This is a genomic window from Paeniglutamicibacter psychrophenolicus (assembly GCF_030812255.1).
Classification (GTDB): domain Bacteria; phylum Actinomycetota; class Actinomycetes; order Actinomycetales; family Micrococcaceae; genus Paeniglutamicibacter; species Paeniglutamicibacter psychrophenolicus_A.
The window spans coordinates 26071-41774 of the sequence record NZ_JAUSSH010000023.1 but is presented as its reverse complement, the minus strand read 5'-3'; the positions used below and the strand labels follow the sequence as shown (position 1 = coordinate 41774).

The window sequence follows — 15704 nt, the reverse complement described above, 5'->3', positions numbered from 1 at the left end:
CCACCCGCCCCCCCGCCCCTCCCCCGTACAATACAAAACACCACCCATACAACACAACAAAAACCCCCCCGGCCCCCCCCCCCCCCCCGCCGGGGGGGCCCCCCCCCCCCCCCCCCCCCCCCCCCCGCTTCTTGGTTCAGCCGGGAGGCCGGGTGGTCGGATCCGGATGGGGCATCGGGTCCGGGCCCGGCACCGGGTTCGGGAAGGGGGCGGGGTCCGGAACCGGCGGATACGGCACGGGGCCAGGGGGAATCGGGTACGGACCGGGATCCGGTTCAGGCTCCGGGGTCGACGGCGGTGCGGGCGGATAGTCCGGATCCGGCCCGGGCGGCGGGCCCGGCGGCGGTTCCGGGGACGGGGCGTGTTCGGGCGGCATGGTGGAGTCGCTGGCCGGCACCATCCGGGGGCTGGATCCATCGGTGGAATTCTGGAACATGCTTTCTCCTCTGCTGGTGGGAGTTGACGCTCGTTCGTGCCGCGGTTCCCGGCGACGTACCGGTCCCGGGCGCCGGCGGCAGCTGCGGGCCGTTTGCCCATCGTTGCACGGAGCCGGACGCGAAGTACACCCCTTTGGCGGCTGGCGCCCGCGTGCGTCAAGGTACGCCTTTGGATGGACCCGGCGGCCTTCGGCGCCAACTAGAGTGGGTTGCGAAGCAATAGCGAACAAGACAATCTTTCTAGGATGGCAGATGCATCGGCTGGCCGCACTTTCCCTGGGCAACCGTGCCCTCATCGCACTGATCACCGTGTTTGTGGCGGTCTTCGGCGTGATCACCATGGGGCAACTCAAGCAGGAACTCATTCCCGCGCTCGAGTTCCCGCGGATCTCCGTGGTGGCATCCCAGTCCGGCGCATCTCCGGAGGTCATCGACAAGCAGGTGGCCCAGCCGCTGGAGGGCGCGCTGCAGGCCGTCGAGGGCCTGGAATCCTCCTCCTCGACCTCGCAGACCGGCTTCACCACGATCTCACTGTCCTTCGCCTACGGCACCGACCTGGACCGCGCCCGCGCCCAGGTCGACAAGGCCATCTCCAACGCCAAGGCCACGCTGCCCGAGGACGTGGAGCCCTCGGCCTTCGCCGGCTCCATCTCCGACTTCCCCATCGTCTACCTGGCGGTCTCCGGCGGGAAGGACCTGAACTCGCTGCGCTCGGACGTCGAGCGCCTGGTGCTGCCCAAGCTCTCCAAGATCGACGGCGTGCGCACCGCGGACGTCTCGGGCGGCACCTCCCAGCACATCGCCGTGCTGCCGGACGCCGCCACGCTGGCCTCCGAGCGCCTGGGCGTCAACGACCTGAAGACCGTCATCGAGGAAGGCTCCGGGCTGATGCCCGTGGGCCGGCTGGACACCGACGGCCTGGACCTGCCGGTCACCTCCGGCTCGCTGGTCGACTCGCTGAATGCCGTCAAGTCGCTGCCGGTGCGCGGGGCCTCCGGGGTGTACGACCTCTCCCAACTGGCCGAGGTGAAGATGGTCGATGACACCGCCACCTCCATCACCCGCACCAACGGGGTCGAAACCCTGGCCGTGTCGGTGACCAAGAAGCCCGCCGGGGACACCGTGGGCATCTCCCACGCCGTGGCCGCCGCGCTGCCGGCACTGGCCGACCAGCTGGGCGGCGACGCGAAGTTCACCACGGTCTTCGACCAGGCCCCCTTCATCGAGCAATCCATCCACGACCTCACCGTCGAGGGCCTGCTCGGCCTGGGCTTCGCCGTCGTGGTGATCCTCATCTTCCTGCTCTCGGTGCGCTCCACCCTGGTCACCGCGATCTCCATCCCGCTGTCCCTGCTGGTCACCTTCATCGGGCTGCGCATGGGCGGCTACTCGCTGAACATGCTGACCCTGGGCGCGCTGACCATCTCCATCGGCCGCGTGGTCGACGACTCCATCGTGGTCATCGAGAACATCAAGCGGCACCTGGCCTACGGCGAGGAAAAGTCCAAGGCCATCCTCACCGCGGTGCGCGAGGTCGCCACCGCCGTGACTGCCGCGACGCTGACCACCGTGGCGGTGTTCCTGCCCGTGGCGCTGGTCGGCGGCATGGCCGGGGAACTCTTCCGCCCCTTCGCGCTGACCGTGACCATCGCGCTGCTCGCCTCGCTGCTGGTCTCCCTGACCATCGTCCCGGTGCTGGCCTACTGGTTCCTGGGCCACACCCGGCCCGGCGCCGCGGACCTCGCCGCGGCCCGCGCGAAGGCGGAGAAGAAGGAAGCGGCCTCCTGGCTGCAGCGCGGCTACTCCCCCGTCCTCAAGGGCACCCAGAGGCACCCGGTGATCACGCTTGTCGCCTCCGTGGCACTGCTGGGGCTCACCGTCATCATGGTCCCGCTGGTGCCCACCAACCTGCTGGGCGGCACCGGGCAGAACACCTTCTCGGTCACGCAAAAGCTTCCGGCCGGTTCCTCGCTGGAGACCACCATGAAGGCCGCCGCCCCCGTCGAGAAGGCCCTGCGCAACCTCGATTCCGTGGTCGACGTGCAGCTGACCGCCGGCACCCCCTCCGGCGGGTTCTCCGCATTCCTGGCCGGCGGCACCGACTCGGCGTCCTTCACCGTGATGACCGATGCCGACGCCGACCAGGATGCGATCCAGGATGCGGCCCGCGCCGCGGTCAAGCCCCTGGCCAAGGACTCCGACATCTCCATCTCGGCCTCCGAGGGCGGGATGGGCGGATCCTCCGCCGTCACCGTGCAGGTCGGCGCCCCCACCCCCGAGATCCTCACCGAGGCCACCGAGGCCACCCTCGAGGCGATGGCCGGCATCGAGGGTGCCACCGATCTCAGCGACAACCTGTCCACCGCCCGCCCGCAGGTCTCCGTGGCCATCAACAGGACCAAGGCCGCGGCCGCCGGGCTCTCCGAGGCGCAGATCGGCGCGCTGACCGCCGGCAGGCTCTCCCCGGTCCCCGCCGGCACCGTGCGCGTGGGCTACACCGACTACCCGGTGAGCATCGGCGAGGGAACCGACCTGACCAACCTGAACCAGCTGCGCGACCTCAAGCTGCCCACCGCCACCGGAACGGTGCGCCTGGGCGACGTGGCGAAGGTCGAGCGCTCCGAGTCCCCGGCCACCATCACCTCCTCGAACGGGGAGCGGATCGCCACGGTCTCGATCACCCCGGGCGAGAACGACCTCGGTTCGGTCTCCGCCGAGGTCGCCAAGCGGCTCGACGCACTCGCCCTGCCCGAGGGCGCCACTGCCGAACTGGGTGGGGCCGCCACCGAGCAGGCCGAGTCCTTCGCCCAGCTCTACCTGGCGCTGCTGGCCGCGATCGCCATCGTCTACGTGGTGATGGTCGCGACCTTCAAGTCGCTCATCCAGCCGCTGATCCTGCTGGTTTCCATCCCGTTCGCCGCCACCGGCGCCATCGCACTGCTGCTGCTCACCGGGGTGCCGCTGGGGCTGCCCTCGCTGATCGGCATGCTGATGCTGGTGGGCATCGTGGTCACCAACGCGATCGTGCTGATCGATTTGATCAACCAGTACCGCCTGCCGCGCGACGGGCACCCGGCCATGAACCTGCAGGACGCGATCCACCACGGCGCCAGGCAGCGCCTGCGCCCGATCCTGATGACGGCGCTGGCCACGATCTTCGCCCTGATTCCGATGGCCCTGGGCCTGACCGGCGGCGGCGGGTTCATCTCCAAGCCGCTGGCCGTGGTGGTCATCGGCGGGCTGGTCTCCTCCACCGCGCTGACGCTGATCCTGGTTCCGGTGCTGTACCACCTGGTGGAGGGCGCCAAGGAGCGTGCCGCCGCGCGCCGGGACGAGAGGCACGGTGCCCACCCGGTCACCGAGGAGGTCATGGCGCTGGTGGGCGCCCGCATGGAGGTGCCCGCGGCGCAGGCTGCCCCCAAGGTGACCTCGACCCCGATCTCCGGGCCGGGCGCGGGAGCCATCCCTGCACCGAAGCCCGCAGGCCCCACGGTGCCGGCCCCGGCACCCGGGGTGCTGGTCAACCCGGCCACCGGATCGATCCCGCTGACCCGCCGCGAGCGCAAGGAAATCGAGGACGAGCTCAAGCACAAGCCCAAGGACTCCTAGCGCGGGCACCTCAGGCCTGGCGGGCCACGGATCGAGCGCCGCTGGCCCGACGCAGGGAGGCAGGAACCATTGGTTCCTGCCTCCCTGCGTATTTTCTTGGCATCATTTCCCCATCCACGCGCGGTGGCCGGCTTCCCCCAAACACCCCTCCACCCCGGATTTCTCTCTCTCGCGCGCGCGTGCGCGCCCGCGCCCGAGGCGTATCCTTGGGAATGTCGGGACCGCTCCGGAAGACGCTGTGGCTCTACCGGCCAACGCCGGGCACCCTGCAGGCAGGGGCGCACGTTGTTCGGGCCGGCAACCCACGAAAAACCGTCTCGGTATCGGCCCCGACGCCACCGGGTCCATCCATTCCGGGCGCCCGGCCGGGTAGTGCCCCGAGAGGCGCAGTCCAGCTCTGGCCACATGGCGCGCGCCGACGTACGCTCAATCCATGGAAGAGAACCAGACCCACACGGACATCGAAGCACTCGAATCCAACCAGTGCCTGGAACTGCTGCGCGCGGTTTCACTTGGCCATCTGGCCGTCAGCCACGATGACATGCCGCAGATCTTCCCGGTCAACTTCACCGTCGACCACGGAACCGTGGTGTTCCGCACCGGGGAGGGCACCAAGCTCAAGACGCTGCGCGCCCAGCCCCAGATCGCATTCCAGGCCGACGGGGTCAACCAGGAGACCGGCGTCGCCTGGTCGGTCATGATCCAGGGCAAGGCCGAGCTCTTCGGCGGCATCGAGGAGACCCTGGACTCCTTCAACCTGATGCTCTTCCCGTGGGAGTCCGGCCCCAAGGACCAGTTCGTGCGCATCGTCCCGACCTCGATGACGGGCCGGCGCTTCAAGGTCGCCGACCCGCTGACCTGGTGGAAGCACATGCGCCACGGCTAAGCCGTCGTGACCGGGTCGATGCCCGGACCGATGCCCGTCCCCCTTGGCTCAGGCGTCGCGGCGCGTGAACACCCACATCCCGGCAACCAGCAGCCCACCGGCCCAGGCCACCAGCACGGCGATCGCCGTCGCCGCGCCGTAGGGTTCCACCGCCCCGGTGCCCAGCACCTGCCCGGCCGTCGTCGGCAGGTAGACCACGACGCGTTGGATCCAGTCGACGGTGAACAGCGGCAGGATCTGCGGCAGCCCGAAGAGCAGCACGAACGCGCCGGTGATCGCACCGGCGGTGCTGCGCAGCAGCGCCCCGATGCCCAGCATCACCAGCGCGAGCATCCCCAGGTAGACCCCGCCCCCGGCCAGCGCGAGCAGCAGGTCCGACACCGTGAAGGCGCCATACGTCCCGGCCGCCAGCGCCGCCACCAGCGTCCCGGCGCCCACCAGCACCACGCCGCTTCCCAGCCCGACGATGCCCAGCACCGCGGCCTTGGCACCGAGCAGCCGGGAGCGCACCGGCACGGCCTGCAGCGAGGAAATGATCGTCCCGTTCGAATACTCCGAGGTGATCGCCAGGGCGGCGAGCGTGGCGATGAACAGCTGCGCCAGCTGCAAACAGGCCAGCGCCATGAACGGCGCTGGCATCGCCGACTCGTAGCCGTTGACCCCGCTGGCCCACGCCGAGAAACCGATCAGCCACGCCATCGCCAACTGCGCGGCCAGGGCCACGGCCAGCGTGATGCGGGTGGAGCGCACCGCCCACAGCTTCGTGAACTCGAACGCCATCGCCGCCCGGAAGCCGGGCCGCGGCCCCGCCGTCTGATTCATCGCTGCCCGCTTCATGGTGTCCACCTGCGTTGCCTTCGTCCCGCTCATGATTCCTCCCCGATCCGTGTCGGCACATAGTCCAGGGACCGGGCCGTCAGCTCCGTGTAGGCCTGTTCCAGCGACGCCCGCCGCAGGCCCAGTTCGTTGATCCGCACGCCCAGAGAGTGCGCGACGCCGCCGACTTCCTCCGTCGTGGCACCGGTGACCCGCAGCGAGTCCGGCCCCGCCACCGCCACCGCGTACCCGGCCCGCTCCAGACCCGCCGCCAGCACCCCGGCCTGCGGGGAGGAGACGACGACCGCGGTCTGCGCACTGGCGGCCAGCACCGCGTCCATCGACTCGTCGGCCAGCAGCTTCCCGCGCCCGATCACCACCAGGTGGTCCGCGGTGGACTGCATCTCGCTCATCAGGTGGCTGGAGACGAACACCGTCGCCCCGGCCCTCGCCTTCGCGCGCATCAGGTCGCGGATCCACGCGACCCCGTCGGCGTCCAGCCCGTTGACCGGTTCGTCGAACACCAGCACCTCCGGCTCGCCCAGCAACGCCGCGGCAATGCCCAGGCGCTGGCGCATGCCCAGCGAGAAGGTGCCGATGCGCCGGCGCCCGGCCTCCCCCAGCCCCACTTCCTGCAGCACCGCATCCACCCGGGCCACCGGGATCCGGTTGCTGCGCGCCAGTCCCCGCAGGTGCGATTCCGCGCGTTGCCCGCGGTGCCCGGTGCGCGGCTCGAGCAGCGCGCCGACGGTGCGCAGCGGAGCGGCAAGCTGCGCATAGCCCACCCCGTTGACCAGCGCCCGGCCGGAGCTCGGGGCATCGAGGCCCAGCAGCATCCGCATGGTGGTGGTTTTCCCCGCCCCGTTGGGCCCCAGGAACCCGGTGACCTTCCCCGGCGCCACCGTAACGCTCAGCGAATCCACGGCCCTGACCGACCCGAAGTCCTTGCCCAGGTTTTCCAGCGTGATCATGGTCCCCCTCCTTCCTGGGCAGTCCCCCGCCCGCTGGTTCGTGCACTTTTCCCTGCCTTCCACGCTAGGCCCGGCCCGGGCCCATTCACAGCAAAATCCCTCAGGGTCCGCCCCGAGACACCCCTGGTTTTTCCCCGACCCGACCCCGCACGGGCTTACCGCGCGCACACGCACACGCGCGCGCACACACGCGCTCACAAACACGCGCGCGCGAGAGTCACCATCGCCCACCGGGTGTCATCACCGACAGATCCCACCCGCAAAACGTTTCGTGGATTCGCCGAACTCCGGGTTATCCACAATTTCCCGGCCCGGCCCCCATCGCACTGCCCCGGCGTCCACACTGGAGGCATGCAAACAGACGCCTTCATCGCCAACCTCGCTGGACACAGCGACGATCCGGGGTATTCACCTACCTCGGACGATGAACTGCGCGCATTGATCGAGGACATCCACCAGATGGACGCCCTCGTCGCCCGGATCGCCGCCCGTCCCCCTTCCCCCACCCGGGCCCTGCTCACCGCCATGGCCGTCGAGCAGGCCAAGCACGCCATCGCTGTCGCGCAGCTGAAGACCGCGCAGCTGGCCCGGCATTCCCTGGTGCACGAGCTGCCCTCAGACACCCTCGCCGAGCTGCGCGCCATTGCCGAGGACCCCACCGCCTTCATGGCCGGCGAAGCGCAGCTGCCCGAGGACCCGCGCACCGTTCCCACCGGCCGGCTGCAGTTCAAGACCCCCGCCGACTGCCTCGCGGGCATGGCGGGAATCGACTACTTCGAGGCCCTGAACCGCATGCAAGCGGGAGACAACCTGTTGCCGGGCATCGACGAGCACGGCCTGCCCCGCGGCCCGCGCTACCCGCAGCTGGCCGAGCAGCTGGCCACCGGCAAGAGCGAACCGGGAGCCGTCGCCGCCGCGGCGCGCAAGCTGGAGAAACTGCGCCCGATCATCGAGGCGCGGCCCGACGCCGTCCAGGTCGCCGAGCGGATCGAGTCCCGCGTGGCCGAGTCCCTGGCCGAGGGCTACGCGAAGAACACCACCAAGCTCTTCGACAAGATCAACGACGAGCTCGACGACGCCGATTCGGCCCCCACGCCCCGGGAGATCCGCAACAAGACCGGCATCTCCATCACCAAGCGCACCCGGCACTTCACCTACTTCACCGCCTGCATGCTCAACATCGACGCGGAGGTCTTCCTCTCGCACTTCGCCGAGTCCGACAACGCCCGGACCCTGGCCGGAAACCGCCAGGCCATCGCCGCGGCCGCCACGGCCCCGGGTCGCGGACCCACCACCAGCCCCTCCACCGCCCAGCCCGGCAGCACTGCTACCGACAGCACGGAAGACGCAGGACCCGGCACCGCGGGCGACGTGAAGTCCTCCACCGACGTCGGCACCGACACAAGCGCCACCGCGGCTGAACCCGACGGCATCTCCCCCAGCGGAAACCCCACCCCTGACAACCCCGAACCCGCCCCTGAACCGACACCCGGACCACCCCTGGTCCCGGCCATTGGCCTCGACCCCACCCAGGGTTCCTTGTTTCCGCCATCGGAACCGTCCGATGGCCCCGATTGGTTCGACCACCCTCCCGGCGCGGAAACCCTCGACGACCCACAGCCCATGGAAAGCGGCACCGGCACAGTTGCCGAGGAACCAACTCCTGCCCAACGACACCTGCAAACCCTGCTCAACCTGATGCGCACCCCGAAGCCTTCGGCCAACGGTGCCACCGGGCTGCCCACGGCCAAGCTCTTCGTCTACATCACCCTGGAGGTGCTGCTCGGGCTGGCCCGCGGCGCAGGATGGAGCGCGCACGGCCTGGAAATCTCCGTCGCCGAGCTGCGCCAGAGACTGGCCGAATTCGGGATCATTCCCATCACGCTCGGCGGCGACGGCCAGCTGCTGGACTACGGGCGCGAGCGACGCCACCCGCCAGAATCCATGAAGCAGGCAATCCGTGCCCGCGACCGCGGATGCATCAAGCCCGACTGCGCCGTCCCGCCGGAACATTGCGACTACCACCACATCAAACCGTGGTCCGAGGGCGGAACCACGAGCGTGTGGAATCTGGGCATGTTCTGCCCCTCGGATCACCGCGGCGCCGACAAGGGCGACTTCGAGGTCGTGATGAAGAACGGCGTCCCGTGGGTGAAGCTTGCCCCGTTCGAGGACCCCGAGCAGCTTCCCCGCCGCAACAAGCACTGGCAGGGCGAACAGCCCCCGCTTTTCTGACCCTGCCCGGTGCCGGAACCGACGCGCACGGATCCACGTCGATCCTGCAGCCCGCCCCTGCGCCGGCAGCGAGGTTCAGGTCTTGGCGTCCTCCAGCGCATCGCGCGGAACCGCGAACAGGGCCAGCGCACACACGATCGCGGTGCCGCCGCAGATCGCCCACACGAGAATGTAGCCGGCCAGCGGCGCGGCGAAGTTCTCGCTCGCCCCGTCCGAGACGGCCCCGGCAACCTGTCCGATCAATGCCAACCCGAAGATCGCCGAGGCGAAGGACCCGCCAACGGTCTTGATCGCGTTGGTCAACCCGGTGGCCATGCCGGTCCGGTTGAATGGCGCTGCGGCCGCCGCAGCCGCAGGCAGGGCCGCGACCAGGGCCCCGGAGCCGATCCCCGCCACCATCATGTTCGCCAGCACCTGCGCCAGCGAATCGTGCAACGGCAGGAAGAGCAGGTATCCGATCCCGACCAGGGCACTGGCAGCAACCAGCGTCATCCGGGTCCCCGCCCAGCGGGCGGCGACCGGGAAGAGCAGCGCGCCGACGAGCAGCGCCAACACGTAGGCACCGATGATGACCGAAACCCCGGAGGCGCTCAGCCCCAGTCCGTAGCCGTTCACCGCCGGGTCGGTGCGGGCGAAGGTGCTCATCGGGATCTGGGCTCCCAACACCGAGACCCCGAAGAGCCCGGCCGTCAGCTGCACCGGCCACATCGCCCGGGCGAAGAGCACCTTGAAGTCGATCAACGGGTCCTTCTGCTTGTTCTCGTGGCGGTAGAACACATAGAGCACCGCCAGCCCCAGCACCAGGCACGCCCACACCAGCGGGCTGGAAGGCCCGTTGATCCGCAGGAAGCTCAGGCCGCTGGTGAGCAGCAGCAGTCCCACGGCCAGGTAGGTGAAGCCCCCGCCGTCGATCCTCGCCCCGTTGCGGTCCCCGTCATCGGGCACCCCGAAGGCCACCGCGAAGATGCACGCGGTGGTGGCGACGGCGGGGATCGCCATGGTCGGTGCGATGTTCCCGTCGAACACCCCGATCAGTGCGCCGCCGGCCAGGGCCCCGCCGATCACCCCTACCTCCAGCGCGCCGACCAGCAGGCCCGCGGCGCGCCGGGTCATCGGGCCCGGCACCCCGAGCTTTCGTGCGCGGGAGAAGACGATCGCGATTTCCAGCGGGAGCCACACCGCGTAGAAGCCCTGGAGCGCCCAGGCGATGAGGAAGGTGGTGAAGGAACCGGAGAACACCACGGCCCAGGAGGCAATCGCGGTGACGACGGCCGAGAGCAGCAGCATCGTCTTGTGCCCGAAGATGTCCCCCAGCGAGGCCAGCAGCGGCACGGCCAGCGCGGAAACCATCAGCTGGGCGGCCTCGAACCAGTTCACGTCCGCGTCGTGGATCCCCAGGTGGCGGGCGATGTCGGTCATCAGCGGCGTGTAATAGCCCTGCAGGATGCCGCTGGTCAGTTCGACGATGGCCAGGAACCCGACGATCCCCGCCACCGCGCTCCAGCGCACCGGTTGCGCCCTGGCCGGGTCCTCGTGGGCGGAAAGCGGGGTGTCCATAGCGGGAGCCTATCGCGAAGCCGCGCCACAGGGTGAGGCACCTCACGCGGGTGCCGGGGAATTATTCCGCTGCGGCACGCGCTATTACATGCAAACGCATACAACCCTGGCACAATGGATACCAGGGACCAGCACACAGGAGACAACCATGCAGTTCGGAATTTTCTCGGTCAGCGACATCACCCGCGACCCAACCACCGGCAAGACCCCGTCCGAGGCCCAGCGCATTAAGGACATCGTGGCCATCGCCAAGAAGACCGAAGAGGTCGGCATGGATGTCTTCGCCATCGGCGAGCACCACAACCGCCCCTTCTTCTCTTCCTCACCCACCACGACGCTTTCATACATCGCGGCACAGACCGAAAAGCTCATCCTCTCCACCACCACCACGTTGATCACCACCAACGACCCGGTGAAGATCGCCGAGGACTTCGCGATGCTGCAGCACCTGGCCGACGGCCGCGTGGACCTGGTGCTGGGCCGCGGCAACACCGCCCCGGTCTACCCATGGTTCGGCAAGAACATGCAGGACTCGGTGAACCTGACGGTGGAGAATTACAACCTGCTGCGCCGGCTCTGGGACGAGGACACGGTGAACTGGGAAGGCAAGTTCCGCACCCCGCTGCAGAACTTCACCTCCACCCCGCGCCCGCTCGATGGCGTGGCACCGTTCGTTTGGCACGGTTCCATCCGCACGCCGCAGGTCGCCGAGATCGCCGCCTACTACGGCGACGGCTTCTTCGCCAACAACATCTTCTGGCCCAAGGAGCACTACCAGCAGCTGATCGACCTCTACCGCGAACGCTACGAGCACTACGGCCACGGCCGCGCCGACCAGGCCATCGTGGGCCTGGGCGGGCAGTTCTTCATCCGCAGGAACTCCCAGGACGCCAAGAACGAATTCCGCCCGTACTTCAACAACGCCCCGGTCTACGGCCACGGCCCGTCGATGGAGGACTTCACCGACCAGACCCCGCTCACCGTGGGATCGCCGCAGGAAATGATCGACAAGACCCTCACCTTCCAGGAGGCCTTCGGCAACTACCACCGCCAGCTCTTCCTGGTCGACCACGCGGGCCTGCCGGTCAAGACCGTCCTGGAGCAGCTGGATCTCTTTGGCGAAGAGGTGTTGCCGACGCTGCGCAAGGAGTTGGCCAACCGCAAGCCGGCCGACCACCCGGATTCGCCGACCCACGCCAACCGCGTCGCCGCCCGCGACGCGAAGCTGGCCGCCGGGGCCGACAATGCCTAGCCCGGCTTCCCTCCGCGCCTCCAATGCCGCCTGGGAGGCCTTGTTTCGGGCGCAGGTCACGGTGATGCGCGAGATCCAGAAGCTGCCGGAGTTCAAGGAAATCAGCACCCGCGAATACGACGTGCTCTTCAACCTCTCGCGCTGCGAGGCGGGGACCAGCCGCCTCAAGGACCTGAACCAGCACCTGCTGATCTCCCAGCCAAGCCTCAGCCGCATGGCCGATCGCCTGGAGGCCAAGGGCCTGGTCACCCGCAAGCCGGATCCCACCGACCAGCGGGCGGTGCTCTTCACACTCACGGAAGAGGGCGCCCGATTGCAGAAGGCCATCGGACGCGAGCATGTCAAGGGCATCCACGCCCTGATTGGCACCGCGCTGACGACCGAGGAATTTGCAACGCTGGCGGAGCTGACGACCAAGTTGCGCCTCCACATGGAAGCGCGCTAACCACCGAATCCCACACGCACGAAGCAGGGGCCCGTTGGCCGGGAAAATATCCTTGGCCACCGGGCACCTGCCTGCGCCAGGGATCAACTCGGCGAGGCCGTTCAGACCCCGAATGGTTCGGAGTATCGGAAACTTCCCTTGGGCAGCGGCATCTCCGACAGGTTCAGCACCATGAAGTAGTCACCCCAGGACGGGTCCGAGGGGATGATGCCAGCGGGAATGGCGGGTCCGTAGCCAAATCGACCGTAGTACTCCGGGTTCCCCAGCAGCACGATCGCCCGCTCTCCCTGCTTGGCCGCGCGGTTCCGGATTTCGTCCAGCAGCGCCGTGCCCACGCCTTGCCTTTGGTGGCCGGGTTCAACCGACACCGGCCCAATGCCCAGCAGGGGGATGTCGCCATCGAGCCACCCGCGGGTGGCAATCGCGTGGCCCACCAAGTGGCCATTGATCTCAGCCACCACGGAATACTCGGGCAGGTATCCGTCGCAGGAGTAGAGCTCGGAGAGCAATACGGCTTCCCCGGGCTCCCTATGCGAGTCCGGGTCGGCGAAGGCCCGAACGGTCAGTTGACGGATAGTCTGACGATCGGCCGGAACCTCGCTTCGAATCTTCATCTCCCCAGCCTAGCTTTCCGCACACGATCACTTTCCGGAGCAGGCCAAGGGCCCGGTCAACGACCGGGCCCTTGAATTTTGGTTGTCTAGTGCGAGCCGATTGGGTGATGCTCGTGGTAGACCTTCATCGCGGGCTGAATTGCCATGATCGAGGCAATCAGTGCCACAATTCCCGGGATCCAGGTATTCCATGCCACGCCCGGCATACCCGAGGCGAAGCTGCCCATCCAGGGAGATGCGACAACGAGCGCGGCCACAACCAGCTGCACCCATTCGGCCACGGGCATGCCCGGGGCCGCCAAGTTGATTACACCGATGACAATCAAGACGATGCCGCCGGTCAGCATGTAGGCATCCGAGGATCCCACAGCCGTAGTCCATGTCATGGCCAAGACGGTGTAAAGGCCAGCAGCCACGGCGAGCCAATTCTGCCATGCAGTCCATCGCTTCATGGTCCAGATCTCCTTTTGTCTTCTACGCACCCCCCGATCGCGGATCTTCCGCAATCGCACAGGATGCCCTTGCCGTACCGACGATCCAGCTGGCCCCAACCTTCCTGCCGCGCTGTCCCTTCGGCTGTAATCCCATCGTGCCCGTAGCGCCCGTCCTCGGGTAGGGTCCAAAGTCACGGTGCCGAGAACGACGGCCATGGCGGTGCCCTCCCAGCGGTCGCGAGCACTTGTGGTGAGGCATGCGGGCGCCAACCCGGTACCCATTCGACGACCGGAAATTTCGCGAGCAAATCCAGGTGAGGCACCAGTAGTGTTTCGCGAGCACTTTGGGTGAGGCACGCACCCACCCTTGCGGCGTCCCGCCCGGCTGTGTTTGATGGAAAGCATGAGCGAATCCGTCAAGGGCCCCAAATCCTATTTCCCGTCGATCGAGTCTAAGTACGGCCACCCCGTTGGCCACTGGATGGAACTCCTGGACCAGGTGGCGGACCAAAAGCACCTGGAGCAGGTGAACTGGCTCAAGATCGAACACGGAATCGGCCACGGTCATGCCAATGCCCTGGTCCACGTCTACCGCGCCGAACACCAGCCATAGACATTAGCCGCCCTCGGTGACAGTCCCGAAATGACACGAAGGCAACGCAAGGAAACCGGCAAGCGTGCCCCGGACACCGTTCGTCGGGCCGGGGGCCGCTTGCGCGGTGTCCTGGGCATGGTCGCCGCCATTGCTGCTCCGCCGCTGTTGTTCTACCTCCTGCGCCATGCCGGGTTGTCCATCTACGTGTCCCTGGTGGTTGTCGCGGTGGCCACCGGATTGCTGGCCCTGGGATCGCTCGCCCGGCGCGGCCCGAAGAAGCACGTGATAGCCACCTACTTTTCCCTCGCCTCCGTGGCCGCAGTCGTCTTGGCGTTTGTCCCGGGCAGCCCGCAATTCCTGCTGGCCCGCGACGCGCTGATCACCGCCGGAACCGGCATCTGGTTCATCTCCACGCTGCGCGGCGCACGGCCCCTGGTCTACACCTTGACCAAGCCCGTCCTCGAGGGCCGCTTTCACTGGCCCGTTGGCTGGGAAAACCATTGGGAGCAAGCACCGCGTTTCCGGCGGATGTGGCGCATCTCCACAATCATGTGGGGGTGCGGATTCCTGCTTGACGCGGTGCTGCGCGTGGTCCTGGCCTACTCGCTGGAACCCGACGCGGTGCCCGCGGCGACCACCGCAATGTACCTGGCGACAAACCTCGTCCTGATCCTGCTGAGCAACGTCTTCTACATCTCCTCGGGAATGCTCAATCCCCGCTCCATTCTCTTTGCCCCGGCAGATGGCTAGGATGGGCCAATCGATTCCTTGCCCGTCCGCGGCCCGGACCCGATTCGGAAACCCACCACCCAGCCAACGGAGTTCGCCCACATGAGCAAACGGTCCCACCGCCCGGTCGCATTCGGCGCCGCGGCCTTCGCACTGGCATTGGCCATCTCCCCGTTGGCGGCCCCGCCCGCGCTGGCCACGCCAACCCCCATGCACCAGGTGGCGCGACCGCAGCATGAAGTCACACCGGCATTGACCCCCACGGCACTGTTGGCCACCAAGCCCAAGCCCCCGCGGGACCCCGCCAGGGCCGATGTCCTGGTCAACAAGAAATACCCGTTGATCCCCCGCAAGTACGTGCCAAGGCTCACCGAGGTGCCGGGCACGGGGATCCGCCTGCAGCCACAGGCCGCCAAGTCCTACAAGAAGCTGGTTGCCGCGGCCCGCCGCGACGGGGTGGACATCAGGCTCACCTCCGGATATCGATCCTATGCAGTGCAAAAGGGACTGCTCGAGAAATACACCCGCGCCTACGGCCCGGCCTACGCCCAGCGCATCGCGGCCAAGCCCGGCACCTCCGAGCACCAGACCGGGTTGGCCATCGATGTGGGAAACCGCAACCGCGCATGCGCCCTGCAAGCCTGCTTCGCCACCACCAAGGTTGGCAACTGGATGGCCAAGAACGCCCCGAGGCACGGCTTCATCCTCCGCTACCCCAAGGGCATGGAATCGGTCACCGGCTACGCCTACGAGCCGTGGCACTTCCGCTATGTCGGCACCGCCCAGGCCAAGGCCATGGCAGGGTCCAGGTCCAAGACCCTGGAGCATTTCTACGGCGTTGCCCCCGCGCCCAGGCCCAACGCAGCCAAGCCCTCGGCGCCCAAATCCGGAACCCTGAAGAACACCAAGAAGACCACCGCGAACCTGAACCTGCGCCGCGGACCGTCCACCGGAACCACCATCCTCAAGACGGTGCCCCGGGGCTCGACGGTTCGGCTGACCGGCAAGAAATCCGGGTCCTGGGTCCAGGCCACGCACCGGGGCACGACCGGGTGGATGAGCTCGCGGTACCTGCGCTGAGCGCCGCGGCCGCGACCCGATGACCGGGAGTGCGCCCGGGGAAT

Annotated in this window: 13 protein-coding genes; 8 read left to right on the top strand and 5 right to left on the bottom strand. The window is 68.1% G+C overall.

The window, feature by feature from the left end:
* The first annotated feature begins 689 nt into the window (after window positions 1-689).
* Together J2T21_RS20335 and J2T21_RS20330 are read left to right on the top strand one after the other, a co-directional pair.
* Window positions 690-4046 (top strand): efflux RND transporter permease subunit, encoded by a 3357-nt coding sequence (locus J2T21_RS20335; RefSeq protein WP_307583966.1) that lies wholly within the window; start codon window positions 690-692, stop codon window positions 4044-4046.
* A gap of 433 nt (window positions 4047-4479) precedes the next feature.
* The gene (locus tag J2T21_RS20330; RefSeq protein WP_307583965.1) at window positions 4480-4932 is read left to right on the top strand and encodes a pyridoxamine 5'-phosphate oxidase family protein; all 453 of its coding nucleotides are present in this window, start codon (window positions 4480-4482) and stop codon (window positions 4930-4932) included.
* A 48-nt stretch (window positions 4933-4980) separates the two neighbouring features.
* Here the strand turns inward: J2T21_RS20330 and J2T21_RS20325 are convergent, their stop codons facing one another.
* Window positions 4981-5802, bottom strand: coding sequence for an ABC transporter permease (locus tag J2T21_RS20325; protein WP_307583964.1), 822 nt, complete (start codon window positions 5800-5802; stop codon window positions 4981-4983).
* The gene (locus J2T21_RS20320) at window positions 5799-6719 is read right to left on the bottom strand and encodes an ATP-binding cassette domain-containing protein (protein WP_307583963.1); all 921 of its coding nucleotides are present in this window, start codon (window positions 6717-6719) and stop codon (window positions 5799-5801) included. The genes J2T21_RS20325 and J2T21_RS20320 overlap by 4 nt, the downstream gene beginning before the upstream one ends.
* A gap of 351 nt (window positions 6720-7070) precedes the next feature.
* Between J2T21_RS20320 and J2T21_RS20315 the strand changes: the two genes are divergently transcribed.
* The gene (locus J2T21_RS20315) at window positions 7071-8954 is read left to right on the top strand and encodes an HNH endonuclease (protein ID WP_307583961.1); all 1884 of its coding nucleotides are present in this window, start codon (window positions 7071-7073) and stop codon (window positions 8952-8954) included.
* A 75-nt stretch (window positions 8955-9029) separates the two neighbouring features.
* On the opposite strand, the gene J2T21_RS20310 is transcribed toward J2T21_RS20315, so the two are convergent.
* Window positions 9030-10511: an MFS transporter gene (locus J2T21_RS20310; protein WP_307583960.1), complete on the bottom strand. Its 1482-nt coding sequence runs from the start codon at window positions 10509-10511 to the stop codon at window positions 9030-9032.
* 148 nt (window positions 10512-10659) lie between these two features.
* On the opposite strand from J2T21_RS20310, the gene J2T21_RS20305 reads away from it, so the two are divergent.
* Both J2T21_RS20305 and J2T21_RS20300 read left to right on the top strand, forming a co-directional pair.
* Window positions 10660-11763 carry an LLM class flavin-dependent oxidoreductase gene (locus tag J2T21_RS20305; protein ID WP_307583958.1) on the top strand — a complete coding sequence of 368 codons (1104 nt, stop codon included), beginning with the start codon at window positions 10660-10662 and terminating at the stop codon, window positions 11761-11763.
* Window positions 11756-12208 (top strand): MarR family winged helix-turn-helix transcriptional regulator, encoded by a 453-nt coding sequence (locus tag J2T21_RS20300; protein WP_307583957.1) that lies wholly within the window; start codon window positions 11756-11758, stop codon window positions 12206-12208. The genes J2T21_RS20305 and J2T21_RS20300 overlap by 8 nt, the downstream gene beginning before the upstream one ends.
* Before the next feature lie 101 nt (window positions 12209-12309).
* Here the strand turns inward: J2T21_RS20300 and J2T21_RS20295 are convergent, their stop codons facing one another.
* Window positions 12310-12822 carry a GNAT family N-acetyltransferase gene (locus J2T21_RS20295; protein WP_307583956.1) on the bottom strand — a complete coding sequence of 171 codons (513 nt, stop codon included), beginning with the start codon at window positions 12820-12822 and terminating at the stop codon, window positions 12310-12312.
* An 86-nt stretch (window positions 12823-12908) separates the two neighbouring features.
* Window positions 12909-13274: an SPW repeat domain-containing protein gene (locus tag J2T21_RS20290; protein ID WP_071216605.1), complete on the bottom strand. Its 366-nt coding sequence runs from the start codon at window positions 13272-13274 to the stop codon at window positions 12909-12911.
* Between the two features lie 385 nt (window positions 13275-13659).
* Here J2T21_RS20290 and J2T21_RS20285 point away from each other — a divergent pair, with 385 nt between their 5' ends.
* From J2T21_RS20285 to J2T21_RS20275, 3 genes are all read left to right on the top strand, one after another.
* Window positions 13660-13869 (top strand): DUF4287 domain-containing protein, encoded by a 210-nt coding sequence (locus J2T21_RS20285; RefSeq protein WP_307583954.1) that lies wholly within the window; start codon window positions 13660-13662, stop codon window positions 13867-13869.
* Between the two features lie 30 nt (window positions 13870-13899).
* Window positions 13900-14601: a VC0807 family protein gene (locus tag J2T21_RS20280; RefSeq protein ID WP_307583953.1), complete on the top strand. Its 702-nt coding sequence runs from the start codon at window positions 13900-13902 to the stop codon at window positions 14599-14601.
* A gap of 81 nt (window positions 14602-14682) precedes the next feature.
* Complete coding sequence (locus J2T21_RS20275; protein WP_307583952.1) at window positions 14683-15660, top strand: D-alanyl-D-alanine carboxypeptidase family protein; 978 nt, start codon at window positions 14683-14685, stop codon at window positions 15658-15660.
* Window positions 15661-15704 lie beyond the last annotated feature (44 nt).